This is a genomic window from Mycobacterium sp. 663a-19 (assembly GCF_035616495.1).
Lineage (GTDB): Bacteria > Actinomycetota > Actinomycetes > Mycobacteriales > Mycobacteriaceae > Mycobacterium.
Genome location: NZ_JAPJAV010000002.1, coordinates 255,834 through 269,152 on the forward strand (window position 1 = coordinate 255,834; position 13,319 = coordinate 269,152).

Sequence of the window (13,319 nt, forward strand, 5' to 3'; positions counted from 1 at the left end):
GACTATCGACCAGCCAATACGGCGCGGTTACCTTGGTTTCATGGCGCAGTGGCTGCCGCCGCCGCTTCCGGCAGAACTGGTGGCGCGTCGCCGCGGCCCGCTGGTGGGCCGCGACGCGGAACTCGCCGCGTTCGAGCGGGCCTGGGAGCGGGTCGAGGGCGGCAGCCGCCAGGCGGTGTTCATCGGCGGTGAACCCGGGGCCGGTAAGACGCGCCTGGCCGCCGAGGTGGCCGGAACGCTGGCCGACCACGGCGTTGCGGTGCTGGTGGGCAGCTCGACGGCCGACGAGGACGTCCCATACGCACCGTTCGCCGAGGCGCTGGATCGCCTGCTGGCCGTGGCCCCGTCCGGTTCGATGGCGGATTCGCTGGCCGATGCGGGGCCGCTGCTGCGGCGACTGTCGACCCAGGTCGACCGGCACCTGCCCGACGCCGACGCGGCGATGGACGTCGGGTCGCCCCGGCAGGCCCTTTTCGACGCCCTGACCGGGTTCCTGCGCCGCCTGGCCGTCGACCGCCCGATCGCGCTGATCCTCGACGACCTGCATTGGGCGCAGCTGCCGACCCTCGCGATGCTCGAGCGCGTCCTGATCGGCTGCGCCGACGTCCGCCTGCTGGTGGTGGCCACGTTCCGCACGACGGCGCCGGATCGCTCCGACGAGCTGACCACCCGGCTGGCCGAACTGCACCGCTTCGACGGTGTCCGGCGCCTGGATCTCGCCGGGCTGGACACCGAGGCGATCGCCGAGTTCGTCGGCCGCACCCAGCAGCTGGCGCCCGCCTCGGCCCGCACGGCCGCCGCCCTGCTGCGCGACAAGACCGGCGGCAATCCGTTCTTCCTGACCGAACTGGTCAACGACCTCGAGATGCGGGGCGGGCTGGCCACGCTGAGCGTGCAGCAGACCGTGCCCGCGTCGATCGGCGACGCCATCGCCCGCCGGCTCGCCGGCCTGGGCGCCGGCGTCCGCGGGGTGATCGAGCAGGCGGCGGTGCTGGGCGAGACGTTCGACCTGCCCGCGCTGATCGCCGCCAGCGAAACCGATCTCGCCGCGACGCTGGCGGCGGTCGATGCGGCCGAGGGCGTCGGGCTGATCCGGCCGGTCCGCGACTCCGACGGCGAGTTCGCGTTCGTGCACGCGCTCACCCGCGAGGCCGTGGTCGGCGGGATGGCGGCGTCGCGGCTGCGGATCATGCACGCGCGGGCCGCCGAGGCGCTCGAGGGCCGCGCCGACCCGTCCGTTGTGCCCCGCCTGGCGAACCACTATCTGCGGGCACACGTGCTGGGCTACCACGAGCAGGCGTTGCGATACGCGCACCAGGCGGCCCGGATGGCCGAACAGAGCCTGGCGTATGAGGACGCGGCGCGGTGGTTCGAGCGGGCGGCGTCGCTGCCCGAGCTGAGCCGCGCGGATCGGGCGAGGCTGGACCTCGACGCGGCCGCCAACCACGTGCGTGCCGGCGACTACGCCCGGTCGCGGGCGATCTACGAACGCCTCAGCGCGATGGACGACCCGCTGATCCGGCTGGGGGCGGCCGTCGGCTACGAGGAATCGAATTGGCGCCGCGGCCAGTCGGATTCGACGGCGGCCGACCTGCTGGCGTCGGCGCTGGAATCCTGCGGTCTGACCACCGACGACCCCCGCTACGTGCAGGCGCTGGGCAGCTTCGGCCGGGCGCTGGCCTTCGCCGGCGAGGCGGTGCGCGCCCGCGAGGTCGGCGACAGCGCCATCGCCCGCGCGCGGGCCGCCGACGATTCGGCGGTGCTGATGCACACGCTCAAGGCCAGCCTGTGGCACGGGCTCACCCCGGAGCTGTGCGAAATCCAGGCGGAGCGGTCGGCCGAGGTCTCCCGCATGGCGTTGGCGCGCCGTGACTACGAGGTGCTGGGGGCGTCCTCGCACTTCCGCGCCATGGTCAGCTATCTGGCCGGCCGGCCCGACGACCTGGCGGCATCGACGGCGGACATGCGGCGGGCGGGCCGAGCCGTCGGGCAACCCGTCTTCGGCTTCGTTGGCGCGTGCGTCGAGCAGGCGCTGGCCTACCTGCGCGGCGACTTCGCCGCCGCCGAACGGTGGGCCGACATCGCCTTGCGCACAGGCGATTTGTTCGACGCGGAGGACACCGAGGGCAGCAACGGGGTCCAGATGTTCATGATCCGGCGCGAAACCTCGGACCTGAAGCGATTCGCCGGATTCGTCGACGGCAGCGAGACATTCGCAGGCCGGTGGGTGCCGGGCCTGCTCGCGCTGTACACCGAGCTCGGCTGCGAAGCCGGCATGACCCGCGCCCTCAATCACCTACTGAACCGAAAACTCGGCGACCGCACCGACGAGGCGCAGTGGCCGATGGAGCTGGTGTTCATGGTCGAGGCGGCGTTGGAGCTGGGCAACCGCGAGGCGCTGCACGCGCTGCGCCCCTACCTGTCCCGCTACGCCGGCAAGAACCTGGTGGCCGGCCAGTTCGTCGCGCTGTTCGGCAGCGCCGACCGATACCTGGCCAGGATCGCCGCCCTCGGCGGCGACACCGCCGCCGCCGAACGGCATTTCGACGCGGCGCTCGAGATGGACCGGCGGATGGGCGCGGTGGTTCATGTCAGCGAGACGCTGGCCCGGTACGCGTTGTTCGCGGCGTCGTGCGGCCGCACCGAGGAAGCGCGGCGCCTGGCCGACGAGGCCCGCGCCATCGCCGCGCCGCTCGGCCAGAACCGGGTCGTCGATCTGGTGGATTCGTTGCTGACGATCGGTCCGGACGGCCTGACGGACCGCGAGATCGAGGTGCTGCGGCTGCTCGCCGAGGGGTTGAGCAATCGGGCGATCGGCGAGCGGCTTTACATCAGCACCAACACGGCCGCCAACCACGTGCGCAACATCCTGATCAAGACGGGCGCGGCGAACCGCACGCAGGCGGCGATGTATGCCGCCGATCACGAGCTGCTCGGGTGACGGTGGTCAGATGGCGGACAACCCGCCGTCGGGCATGATGCGATCGCCCATCTCGACGATGACGTCGGCCGGGAGGCCGGCCCGCGCGGCCGCGGTTCGGATGGCCTCGGGCGACGGCGCCTCGTACAGGCAGTAGGTCTTGCGCTTGTCCGCGGACAGAAACGAGTACATCCACCGGACACCTTCGTCGTCGTTGATCCGGTTGATGCCGTCGGCAACCTCGAGGCTGGGTTCCATTTCCTCGGCGAAGTTGCGCTCGACCATGAAGATGGGCACGGCGGGCTCCTGTCAGTGTCTTGGGTCGAACCTACGCCCCGCGGAGTCGTCGGTCTCGCTGGACAGCAACATCAGTAAGGTCTCCCGCAATTCCCCCAATCGCTGCCGCCCCACGGCCTTCTCCCATCGCGTCTCCAGATCGATTGCGTTCGACCGCATCACGCGCAGCGCCTGCCGGCCGCGCGGCGTCAGCTCGATGAGTCGTGCCCGCGCGTCCAGCGGATCGGGCACTCGAGTGACGTAGCCGTGTCGCTCCAGCCCCGCTATTGCCTGGGCCACCGCCTGCCGGCTCACCCTCAGCCGGTCGGCCAGGTCCGACGCGTGCAGCCCGCCGGCCGCCAGCGGCACGAGCGCGACCGCCTGCGCCGGGCGGATCCCGTCGAGACCGGCCGCGGCGAATGCGGCCCGCAAGTGCGGGGCCCCGGACGCGGCCACCAGGTTCACCAGCGCCGGAACGGTGGGCTCCCACTGGGAATCCGCAACGCGCCGCATGGCCCTAGAGTCTGCCACCCCGGCGCGATTGACAAGATACTTGTCAAATGTGGGCGCGGCTGCCACGATGGGGCCATGCGATCTCGATGCGCCCGCGTGCTCGGCGTGTGCCTGCTCCCGACTCTGGTTGTGCTGCTCGGCCGGTGCCTCGGCGGCGGGCACGCGCTGGGAACTCCTGGGGCACAGTCGATTCCGGTGGGGCAGTCCACTCAAACCCTCGAATGGGGCGGTGTGAGCCGGACCTTTCACCTCTACCGGCCGCAGGGACTGACCGACGCGGTGCCGCTGGTCGTGATGCTGCACGGCGGCTTCGGCAACGGCGCACAGGCCGAGCGTTCCTACCACTGGGACGCCGAGGCCGACGGTGGGCATTTCCTGGTCGCCTACCCCGACGGCCTGAACCGCGCCTGGAATGCCGGCACCTGCTGTGGCGAACCCCAGCGCGACAACGTCGACGACGTCGGGTTCGTCACCGCCATGGTCGCCGCCATCGAGCGGGAGATCCCCATCTATCGCTCGCGTGTCTACGTCACGGGTATGTCGAACGGGGCCATGATGGCCCTGCGGCTGGGCTGCCAGACCGACACCTTCGCCGCGATCGCTCCCGTCGCCGGCACGCTGCTGACCGACTGCTCCCGCGCGCGGCCGACGTCCGTGCTGCAAATCCACGGCACGGCCGACGACCGGGTCCCCTACAACGGCGGGCCCGGTAAAGCGTTCGCGGCCAACGGAAATCCCCGCGTCGACGGTCCGTCGGTCGAGTCGGTCAACGCCGCCTGGCGCGCCATCGACGCGTGCGGGCCCCCGGATTCGAGCACCAACGCGAGCGTGACGACGCAGACCGCCGGCTGCGCCGACGGGCGAACCGTTGAGATGATCTCGGTGGCCGGCGCCGGGCATCAATGGCCTGGCGGGGAGCCCAGCCCGCTCGCGGAACGGGTCGCCGGCATCCCGGCGCCGTCGACGGCGCTCGACGCCACCCACACCATCTGGCAGTTCTTCGCCCGCAACCACCGCTGACTTCGCCTTTTGCCGCGAGCGTGCGTGTCGGTACGCCGACACGCCGCGTCGGCTGTCATTCTGCGCACGCTCGCGGTGGAATCTGATCTCTAAAAAATTAGAGAAACTCCCTTTCCCTCGGGCACGCGCGTTGTTACCTTTTTGTGATGCGTCGGGTTGGGGGAGTCCTCGCTGTCCTGCTGGCAATCGGATTCGCGTTCGGCGGCACGAGAATCGCACGGGCCGACGGCGGCGACGAGCCGCGGTACGCCGAGTTCTACACCCCGCCGGATCCGCTGCCCCCGGGCCGGCCCGGTGACCTGATCCGCACCGAGCCGTCCCGGCTGGTGCTGGAGCCCTCGGGCCAGCTCGGCGCGATCATGGCCACCGGCACCCGAATCATGTACCGCAGCAACGACACCCACGGAAATCCGATCGCCGTCACGGGAACCTACTTCGAGCCCTACAACGCATGGCCGGGCAACGGGCCGCGGCCGTTGATCAGCTACGCGCCCGGCACCCAGGGCCAGGGCAACCAGTGCGCCCCGTCGCGAATGTTCAACCAGGGCATCCACTATTCGGGTGGCTGGGACATCATGTTCAACTACGAGGAGCTGTTCGTCGCCACGATGGTCGCCCGCGGCTTCGCGATCGTGATGACCGACTACGAGGGCCTGGGCACCCCCTCGATGCACACCTACGTGGGCCGCGTCGCCGAGGGGCAGGCGGTGCTCGACGCCGCCCGCGCCGCCATGCGGCTGCCGGGAACGTCGCTCGATCCGCATGGGCCCGTGGCGTTTTGGGGGTACTCGCAGGGCGGCGGCGCGGTCGCGTCGGCGGCCGAACTGGCGCCGTCCTACGCCCCCGATCTCCATGTCGTGGGCACCTACGCCGGCGCGCCGGTGGCCGACCTGAAGGAACTGTTGCCCTACGCCGACGGCAGCGCGCTGGTCGGTGTGGTGGGCTATGCGATCAACGGCGCCATCGCCACCTACCCCGAGCACGCCGACGAGATCCGCTCCAAGCTCACGCCGCGGGGTTTGGCCATGCTCGAATCGGCCTCGCGCCAGTGCGTCGGGCAAACGCTGATCGATTTCATGTTTCGCCACCTGCAGCCGTACTTCAACGAAAACGTCTGGCAGGTCATCAACGAGGAACCGTTCAGCAGCATGTTGGACGAGCAGCACGTCGGACGTTACAAACCCAACGCGCCGGTGCTGATCGACAGCAATCGCTACGACCCGCTGGTGCCCTGGACCGCGGCCAATCAGCTCGGCCGTGACTGGTGCGCCCAGGGCGCCGACGTCGAATTCCGCACCAACGAGGAACCGCCATTCCTCAACAAGCTCGTCATCAACCACGCCCTGCCGATGCTCGTCGACGGCGAACCGGCCATGCAATGGATCGCGGCCCGCTTCAACGAGGAACCAACCACACCCAACTGCGGCCAGTTCTAGACTGGACGCATTGCTGCACGCAGGAAGCGCAACGCGCCCGAGCGGCGCCGACAGCTCGCCGACGCCGCGATCGAGCTACTGGGCACCAACGGGATCCACGGCGTCAGCCACCCCAAGGTCGACGAGCGCGCTGGGGTGCCGGACGGCACCACGTCGTTCTACTTCCGGACCCGAAAAGCGCTGCTGCACGCGGTCGCAACCCGGTTGAACGAACTCGACGTCGCGGATCTGTCAGTGCTGACCGAGCTCGCCGGCGACCGGCCCATCGAGTTCGCCGGCACCGCGGGCCTGGCCCGCGTCGTCATGTATGTGGCGACCGAACCCTGGCTCACCCGCGCCAAGGCGCGCTACGAGTTGGTGTTGCTGGCCAGCCGTGACCCGGAACTGGCGGCGACCCTCAACGAGTCCGCGGAGGGCCTCTACGCACTGGCGCGCGACGTCGTCGCGCACTGGCATCCCGCGGACAGCACGCCGGACCCGGCGCTGATCGAGGATCAGGCGACCGCCACCATGATGTTCATCAACGGGGTGATGATGACGTTCGTCGCGGGCCGGCCGGCGGTCGACGGTACCGAACAGCTGGACCGGCTCATCCGGGGCGTGATCGCGGGGGTCGCGCAGGTCCGCCACTGAGGTGCCGCTCGTCCAGCATCGCGTCGATGAGCCGGTGCAGCACCTCCCCGGTCTCCCTGCGGGCGCGCTTCGGGTCGTCGGCCGTCGCGATGACCATGGCCGCCTCGTCGAGCGCGCCGATCAGTATGTGGGCTAGCGGCCGCATCGGCTGGGCCGCCAGCTGGCCCGCCCGGACGGCCTCGGTGAGCAGCTGTTCGGTCATGCCCAGGCTGTACCGCTGGGCGACGTCGCGGAAGGCGGGCCAGCCCAGCACGCTGGGTGCGTCGAGCAGGATCAGCTGACGCACCTCCGGGTCGCCGGACACGTCGAGCCAGGCATCGACCGCGGCCCGGATCGCGTCCGCGGGGGTGCTCGCACCCGACTCGGCCACCAGCGTGGCCATCCGGGCCATCACGTCCTGCTCCACGGCCTCCACGACCTCGCCGAAAAGCGTTGCCTTGTCCGCGAATTGGTGGTACATCGCGCCCCGGGTGACGCCCGCGGCCGTGGCGATCTCGGGCGTGCCCACGTCCGCGTAGCCGCGTCGGCCCCACAGCGTGCGGGCGGCCGAGATCAGCGCCTCGCGGGTCGCCGCGGAGCGCTCCTCCTGAGTGCGCCTCTTGATTTCCATACAGCCTGTTGGTAACTTACGAACAGACAGTCTGTTTGTAAATACCAATCCTTCCAGCTAGGAGCCATTCATGCCGACGATCGACACTAGTGCCGGAACCATCCATTACGAAGCAACCGGACCCGAGGACGGCCGGCCCGTCGTGTTCGTGCACGGGTACATGATGGGCGGCGACCTGTGGCGCCAGGTCGGCAAGCGGCTCGGCGCCCGCGGCCTGCGCTGCATCGCCCCCACCTGGCCGCTGGGCGCGCACCCGCAACCGCTGCGCCCGGGGGCCGATCGAACCATCACCGGGGTGGCCGACATCGTCGCCGAGGCGCTGACGGCCCTCGAGCTCGAGGACGTGGTGCTGGTCGGCAACGACACCGGCGGCGTGGTCACCCAACTCGTCGCGGTGCACCACCCCGAGCGGCTGGGCGCGCTGGTGCTCACGAGTTGCGATGCGTTCGAACACTTTCCGCCGCCGATCCTCAAGCCGGTGATCATGGCGGCCAAGTCCAAGGCGACGTTCAAGGCCGTCGCCCAGGCCATGCGGCTGCCCGCGGCCCGCAAGCGCGCGTTCGACGGCCTGGCGCACCGCAACATCGACGCGCTCACCGAGGCCTGGGTGCGCCCGGGGCTCTCGGATCCGGCCGTCGCCGAAGACCTGCGCCAGTTCACCCTCTCGCTGCGCACCGAGGTCACCACCGGCGTCGCCGCGCGGCTGCCCGAGTTCGACAAGCCCACGCTGATCGCCTGGTCGGCCGACGACGTGTTCTTCGAGCTCGCCGACGGCGAACGGCTCGCCGCGACCATCCCGAACGCCCGCCTCGAGGTGATCGAGGGGGCGCGAACGTTCTCGATGGTGGACCAGCCCGACCGGCTGGCCGACCTGCTGTCGTCGATCGCCGTGCGCACCTAACGTCTCCCGAGGCGTCGGCTAGCGTTGCCGCCATGCCAGACGCGACATCACCCCTGCAAGGGCGCCGGATCCTGGTCACCGGCGGGGCCTCCGGGATCGGCGCGGCCGCCGTCGGGGTCCTCACCGAGGCGGGCGCCGCCGTCGCCGCCACCTATCACCAAACTCCGCCACCGGAGGGTCTCGCGGCCGCTTGGTTGCAGTGCGATGTGCGGGACGCCGACGCGGTCTCGGCGATGGTGCGACAGGCCGTGGAAAGCCTCGGCGGACTCGACGTGTTGGTGAACGCGGCGGGGCTGTGGCAGGCCGGGGTGCCGGGATACATCGGCGCCGACGAGATCTCGTTCCTGTTGGACACCAATGTGAAGGCGACCATCCTCACCAATCAGGCCGCGTACGCGGTGATGAAGGAGCAGGATCCCAAGGGCGGCCGGATCATCAACTTCGGGTCCTCCGAAGCCGTTATGGGCAGCCCGATTTCGGCCGTCTATGCCGCGACCAAGGGAGCGGTGCAGGCGTGGACGCGCTCGGCCGCCAAGGCCTGGGCGGCCGACAATGTCACCGTCAACGCGCTGGCGCCCGCGGTGCAGACGGCCGGGGCCGACCGCTTGCGCGAATTCCTTGGCCCGGAGGCCGCCGCGCTGATCGACCAGCAGATGAAGATGGTGATTCCGCTCGGCGGCACGCTGGGCGAGCCCGCGCGCGACGTCGGTCCGATGCTGGTTTTTCTGGCCGGCCCCGGGTCGGGCTTCATCACCGGGCAGCTGCTCGCGGTCGACGGCGGCCTGATGATGGTGGGCGGCTGATTGGCGGGCGGGCCCCGCTACGATAAGACGGACCGTCTCGTCTCGTAAGTGAAGGTGGACCGCCCGGATGGCCGACGACACGATGCAAGCGCTGCTGCGGAAGCGGCTGTCGGATTCCTCGGTCGCCGTCAAACACCGCGATCTGCAATGGAGTTGGGCGCAGTACCTAACGAAGTCGGCGGCGCGCGCCGCGGCTCTGATCGGCGCCGCCGACCCGGAACGGCCGATGCACGTCGGCGCCCTGCTGGGAAACACGCCCGAGATGCTGGCGCAGATGGCGGCGGCCGGGCTCGGGGGGTACGTGCTGTGCGGCCTCAACACCACGCGGCGCGGCGAGGCGCTGGCCGCCGACATTCGGCGGGCGGACTGCCAATTCGTGGTGACCGACGCCGAGCATCGGCCGCTGCTGGACGGTTTGGACCTCGCGGGAATGCGGGTCTTCGACACCTCGGCGCCGCAGTGGGAGGAATTCGTCGGCGGCGCCGGCGAGCTGGTCCCCCATCGTGAAGTCACCGCGACGGACGCGTTCATGATGATCTTCACGTCGGGAACCAGTGGAAACCCCAAGGCGGTGCCGGTATCCCACCTGATGGCCGCCATCGCCGGCCTCAGCCTCACCGAACGCTTCGCGCTCACCGCGCGGGACACCTGCTACGTGTCCATGCCGCTGTTTCACTCCAACGCGGTGGTCGCCGGATGGGCGCCCGGGGTGGTGTCCGGCGCCGCGATCGTGCCGGCGAAGTTCTCCGCGCGCAACTTCCTCGGCGACATCCGCCGCTACGGGGCCACGTACATGAACTACGTTGGCAAGCCGCTGGCCTACATCCTGGCCACACCCGAACGCGACGACGACGCCGACAACCCGCTGCGGGTGGCCTTCGGCAACGAGGCGAATGACAAAGACATCGAGGAGTTCTCGCGCCGCTTCGGCGTCCAGGTCGAGGACGGATTCGGCTCGACGGAGAACGCCGTCATCGTGATTCGCGAGCCCGGCACGCCGAGGGGCTCGATCGGACGGGGGGCCGAGGGGGTCGCGGTGTACAACAGCGAGACCGTCACCGAATGCGCCGTGGCGCGCTTCGACGAGCACGGGGCGCTGGCCAACGCCGACGAAGCGGTGGGCGAGTTGGTCAACACGGCCGGATCCGGATTTTTCACCGGCTACTACAACGACCCCGAGGCCAATGCCGAGCGGCTGCGCCACGGCATGTACTGGTCCGGGGACCTGGCCTACCGCGACGCCGACGGATGGATCTACCTCGCCGGCCGCACCGCCGACTGGATGCGCGTGGACGGCGAGAACATGGCCGCCGCGCCGATCGAACGAATCCTGTTGCGGCACAGCTCCATCAACCGCGCCGCGGTGTATGCCGTGCCGGACCCGCGCGTCGGCGACCAGGTGATGGCCGCGATCGTGCTCAACGAGGGCCAGACCCTCGATCCCGGCGAATTCGAGGCGTTTCTGGACGCGCAACCCGACCTGTCCCCCAAGGCCCGGCCGCGATTCGTCCGCCTCGCCAACGACCTGCCCAGCACCGCCACCCACAAGGTGCTCAAGCGCGGGCTGATCGACCAGGGAACGGCCGTGCCCGACGGCGAAACCCTTTGGGAGCGCGAACCGCGCGGCACCGCCTACCGGGCCGTGTCGGACACGCCTAGTCCTTCGGTGCGCGACGGCGGATCTGCCCCTTCGACCGCCGCACCCGCCTGACCGGGTCTCGGGTTGTCCCGCCGGCGATCTCGTCGCGCAGCTGCGAGATGTTGGAGATCTCCGCGTACAGGCCGCGGATCGCGTAGTCCAGGACGGCGAAGGAGAATCGCTGGTCCGGATCGTCGATGATGCCCAGTTCGCGGGATCGCTGGCGCGACCACAACGCCTCGTCGAGGCGAGCCCGCGTCGCCTCGAGATGCCGCTCCAACGTGTCGATTACGTGATTCGGTTCCCCGCCGCGGGCGAGCCACGTCTTGAGGATCACGGGATGCTTGATGACGACCCGGTCCTCGCCGGGAAAGTGCTGGATCCACCGGCGCAGCGCGTCGAGCCCGGCCTCGGTCGTCGCATACAACGTGATGGCGCGCTTGCCGGACCGGGCGCCGGTCTCGCTGACCATGCCGCGCGATAGCAACCGGTTCAGCTCGCGCCGCACGTGGCTCACCGACGGCGACCAATAGAAGTGGCCGACCGACAGCTCGGCGCGCATCTTGATCTCGCCGGCGGTGAGCTGCTCGTCGTTGGCCGCCAGGACGCCGAGGACCAGGTAGGCGGTGACCGGCAGGCCGTTGCTGGTGCGCGCGGGACTCATTGCGGCCCCGCGAAATACGGCAGGGTCACGTCCGGGCCGACGGCATGGAATTGCACCCGCACGCGCATGCCGATGGCCAGGTCTTCCGGCGCCACGCCGACGATGTTCGTCAGCATCTGGTAGCCCTCGTCCAGCGTGACGATCGCCGGCGCGTAGGGCGGTTGGAACTCGGCCGTGACCGGACGGTGGACCACCGTCCAGCTGTAGATCTCGCCGACGCCGCTGCTGCGTTCCCACCGCAATTCGTGCGAAAGGCATTGGCGGCAATGCTCGCTCGGTGGGAAGTTCGGTGCGCCGCAGGCCTCGCAGCGTTGATAACGCAGCTCCCCCGACCGGCAGCCCTGCCAGAACGGGGCGCTGACCGGGCTGCTGGCGTGCGGCACCGGGCCGGTCTGCGGTCGCAACGGGTTCGGAGAATTCATCGCGGTTCGTCCCCCAGGATCAGCACCGTGGTGAACAGCGCGCCCGCTCCGCCGTTGCTGCACAACGCGATATGCGCGTCGGGCACCTGGAGGTTGCCCGCCTGACCCCGCAGCTGCTGGACGGCCCGGATGGCCCGCTGCATCATCTGCGGATTGGAGCCCGCGTGGCTGAACGACATGGTTCCCCCGTCGGTGGTGACCGGGTGGCTGCCGCCGATGGCGATGTGGCCGTCGGCGACGAACGGTCCGCCCTCGCCCTCGCCGCAGAACCCGAATGCCTCGAGCTGGCGGATGATTTCGAACGAGAACGGGTCGTAGAGCTCCAGCACGTCCACGTCGCCGGGACCAAGCCCCGCGTGGTTGAATGCGCGCTCGGCCGCGCGCCGGCCGACGACGCCGTTGACGTAGTGGCCGTAATCACCTTGCCTGCCAACGAGATCCCACGCGGGTGGGTGCTGATACGACGGGCCGTGGAAGTCGGCGCCGCTGCCCAGCACGTGGATCGGCCGCGCGGCGACGTCCACCTTGTTGATGTTCGCGACGACCAGTGCGCACCCGCCCTCGGAGGTAGTGGCGCAATCGAGCAGATGAAACGGATCGGCGATGGGGCGCGACGCGGTGATGTCGTCCGGGGTGAACGGGCCGCGCTGGTAGTAAACGGCTTCGGGGTTTTGCGATCCGTTGTTGCGGATGGTCGCCGCCACGATGGAGAGTTGCTCGCGCGTCGTCCCGTAGACGTGCATGTGGCGCCGGGCAATGAGCGCGAACTCGGCGGCGGTGAACATCCCCCAGGGCGCGACGAATTCGTTCTCGGGCCGGGTCCATGGCGCCGTGGCCTCGTGGTCGCGGTACTCGCCGGCCTGGGCGGCGACGAGCACCACGACGTCGGCCATGCCGTGCTCGATAGCGGTGGCCGCCTCGGTGATCATGCCGACCCCGAAGCCCAGCCCCTGCCAGGCCGGGCCGAGGCGCAGGTCGTAGATCAGCGTGGTGGACAGCGGGCCGGCGCTGATTCCGTCGACGTCGTCGAGGCTCAGGCCCGCGTCGTCGAGCGCGCCCCGAATTGCCTTGAGCGCCAGGGTGCGCGAGGTCTCGCCCTCCAGGCGGCGACCCTGCCGGGTGTTGTGCACACCGACGACGGCGGCGGTGCTAGTTTTCATCCGCGACCACCCCGAGGTAGGTGCCCAGGACGTCGTATCGCCGCCCGTCGCGCACGATGGACCCGATCGTCCTCGTCCGCGCCTCGGCGCGCGCCGGGTCGGCCTGCTCGACGACGTCGATTCGCACGTCGACCGGCCGCGCGGTCTGCGGGTCGGTGATCTCCACGACCATGGCGACCGCGCGCTCGCGCTCGTCCCACCCGACGCTGGTGATCCGGTGCCGGGCGGTCAGTTCCATCACCACGGAGTCCCGGCGCACCAGGAAGCGCACCGGCGCGCACGGCTCGCCGGCCCGTGGCGGCACGCACAGCGTGACGGCCAT

Annotated in this window: 14 protein-coding genes; 7 read left to right on the forward strand and 7 right to left on the reverse strand. The window is 70.2% G+C overall.

What is annotated here, in order from left to right; translation table 11 throughout:
* Positions 1 to 40: 40 nt before the first annotated feature.
* Positions 41 to 2,941 (forward strand): helix-turn-helix transcriptional regulator, encoded by a 2,901-nt coding sequence (locus OQ968_RS05535; protein ID WP_324675531.1) that lies wholly within the window; start codon positions 41 to 43, stop codon positions 2,939 to 2,941.
* 6 nt (positions 2,942 to 2,947) lie between these two features.
* On the opposite strand, the gene OQ968_RS05540 is transcribed toward OQ968_RS05535, so the two are convergent.
* Entirely contained in the window at positions 2,948 to 3,217 is a 270-nt protein-coding gene (locus tag OQ968_RS05540; protein ID WP_324675533.1) for a DUF4242 domain-containing protein, read from the reverse strand.
* Between the two features lie 12 nt (positions 3,218 to 3,229).
* Positions 3,230 to 3,709: a MarR family winged helix-turn-helix transcriptional regulator gene (locus OQ968_RS05545; RefSeq protein WP_324675535.1), complete on the reverse strand. Its 480-nt coding sequence runs from the start codon at positions 3,707 to 3,709 to the stop codon at positions 3,230 to 3,232.
* Positions 3,710 to 3,784: 75 nt separating this feature from the next.
* On the opposite strand from OQ968_RS05545, the gene OQ968_RS05550 reads away from it, so the two are divergent.
* The 3 genes from OQ968_RS05550 to OQ968_RS05560 all read left to right on the forward strand — a co-directional run bounded on the left by OQ968_RS05550 (position 3,785) and on the right by OQ968_RS05560 (position 6,798).
* A complete protein-coding gene (locus tag OQ968_RS05550; protein ID WP_324675537.1) occupies positions 3,785 to 4,729 on the forward strand; it encodes an alpha/beta hydrolase family esterase in 945 nt (314 codons plus the stop codon).
* Between the two features lie 146 nt (positions 4,730 to 4,875).
* Positions 4,876 to 6,165, forward strand: a complete 1,290-nt coding sequence (locus tag OQ968_RS05555; protein WP_324675539.1) for a lipase family protein — start codon at positions 4,876 to 4,878, stop codon at positions 6,163 to 6,165.
* Positions 6,166 to 6,234: 69 nt separating this feature from the next.
* Positions 6,235 to 6,798 carry a TetR/AcrR family transcriptional regulator gene (locus OQ968_RS05560; RefSeq protein ID WP_324675939.1) on the forward strand — a complete coding sequence of 188 codons (564 nt, stop codon included), beginning with the start codon at positions 6,235 to 6,237 and terminating at the stop codon, positions 6,796 to 6,798.
* Here OQ968_RS05560 and OQ968_RS05565 read toward each other — a convergent pair.
* Positions 6,755 to 7,408 (reverse strand): TetR/AcrR family transcriptional regulator, encoded by a 654-nt coding sequence (locus OQ968_RS05565; protein ID WP_324675540.1) that lies wholly within the window; start codon positions 7,406 to 7,408, stop codon positions 6,755 to 6,757. The genes OQ968_RS05560 and OQ968_RS05565 overlap by 44 nt on opposite strands.
* 70 nt (positions 7,409 to 7,478) lie before the next feature.
* Between OQ968_RS05565 and OQ968_RS05570 the strand changes: the two genes are divergently transcribed.
* From OQ968_RS05570 to fadD1, 3 genes are all read left to right on the forward strand, one after another.
* Positions 7,479 to 8,309: an alpha/beta hydrolase gene (locus OQ968_RS05570; RefSeq protein WP_324675542.1), complete on the forward strand. Its 831-nt coding sequence runs from the start codon at positions 7,479 to 7,481 to the stop codon at positions 8,307 to 8,309.
* A 32-nt stretch (positions 8,310 to 8,341) separates the two neighbouring features.
* Positions 8,342 to 9,112, forward strand: a complete 771-nt coding sequence (locus OQ968_RS05575) for an SDR family oxidoreductase (RefSeq protein WP_324675545.1) — start codon at positions 8,342 to 8,344, stop codon at positions 9,110 to 9,112.
* Positions 9,113 to 9,179: 67 nt separating this feature from the next.
* Positions 9,180 to 10,823 carry a fatty-acid--CoA ligase FadD1 gene (gene fadD1 / locus OQ968_RS05580; protein ID WP_324675547.1) on the forward strand — a complete coding sequence of 548 codons (1,644 nt, stop codon included), beginning with the start codon at positions 9,180 to 9,182 and terminating at the stop codon, positions 10,821 to 10,823.
* On the opposite strand, the gene OQ968_RS05585 is transcribed toward fadD1, so the two are convergent.
* From OQ968_RS05585 to OQ968_RS05600, 4 genes are read right to left on the reverse strand one after another with little or no spacing between them, the layout of a single operon-like run.
* Positions 10,768 to 11,415, reverse strand: a complete 648-nt coding sequence (locus OQ968_RS05585) for a MarR family transcriptional regulator (protein WP_324675548.1) — start codon at positions 11,413 to 11,415, stop codon at positions 10,768 to 10,770. The genes fadD1 and OQ968_RS05585 overlap by 56 nt on opposite strands.
* Positions 11,412 to 11,837: a Zn-ribbon domain-containing OB-fold protein gene (locus OQ968_RS05590; protein ID WP_324675550.1), complete on the reverse strand. Its 426-nt coding sequence runs from the start codon at positions 11,835 to 11,837 to the stop codon at positions 11,412 to 11,414. The genes OQ968_RS05585 and OQ968_RS05590 overlap by 4 nt, the downstream gene beginning before the upstream one ends.
* A complete protein-coding gene (locus OQ968_RS05595) occupies positions 11,834 to 12,997 on the reverse strand; it encodes a thiolase family protein (protein ID WP_324675552.1) in 1,164 nt (387 codons plus the stop codon). The genes OQ968_RS05590 and OQ968_RS05595 overlap by 4 nt, the downstream gene beginning before the upstream one ends.
* Positions 12,987 to 13,319 (reverse strand): hypothetical protein, encoded by a 333-nt coding sequence (locus OQ968_RS05600; RefSeq protein ID WP_324675554.1) that lies wholly within the window; start codon positions 13,317 to 13,319, stop codon positions 12,987 to 12,989. The genes OQ968_RS05595 and OQ968_RS05600 overlap by 11 nt, the downstream gene beginning before the upstream one ends.

Coding starts and splice junctions, on each gene's coding strand:
- OQ968_RS05535 (WP_324675531.1), top strand. CDS start 41: ATGGCGCAGTGGCTGCCGCCGCCGCTTCCGGCAGAACTGGTGGCGCGT.
- OQ968_RS05545 (WP_324675535.1), bottom strand. CDS start 3,709: ATGCGGCGCGTTGCGGATTCCCAGTGGGAGCCCACCGTTCCGGCGCTG.
- OQ968_RS05550 (WP_324675537.1), top strand. CDS start 3,785: ATGCGATCTCGATGCGCCCGCGTGCTCGGCGTGTGCCTGCTCCCGACT.
- OQ968_RS05555 (WP_324675539.1), top strand. CDS start 4,876: ATGCGTCGGGTTGGGGGAGTCCTCGCTGTCCTGCTGGCAATCGGATTC.
- OQ968_RS05565 (WP_324675540.1), bottom strand. CDS start 7,408: ATGGAAATCAAGAGGCGCACTCAGGAGGAGCGCTCCGCGGCGACCCGC.
- OQ968_RS05570 (WP_324675542.1), top strand. CDS start 7,479: ATGCCGACGATCGACACTAGTGCCGGAACCATCCATTACGAAGCAACC.
- OQ968_RS05575 (WP_324675545.1), top strand. CDS start 8,342: ATGCCAGACGCGACATCACCCCTGCAAGGGCGCCGGATCCTGGTCACC.
- fadD1 (WP_324675547.1), top strand. CDS start 9,180: ATGGCCGACGACACGATGCAAGCGCTGCTGCGGAAGCGGCTGTCGGAT.
- OQ968_RS05585 (WP_324675548.1), bottom strand. CDS start 11,415: ATGAGTCCCGCGCGCACCAGCAACGGCCTGCCGGTCACCGCCTACCTG.
- OQ968_RS05590 (WP_324675550.1), bottom strand. CDS start 11,837: ATGAATTCTCCGAACCCGTTGCGACCGCAGACCGGCCCGGTGCCGCAC.
- OQ968_RS05595 (WP_324675552.1), bottom strand. CDS start 12,997: ATGAAAACTAGCACCGCCGCCGTCGTCGGTGTGCACAACACCCGGCAG.
- OQ968_RS05600 (WP_324675554.1), bottom strand. CDS start 13,319: ATGGCCGTCACGCTGTGCGTGCCGCCACGGGCCGGCGAGCCGTGCGCG.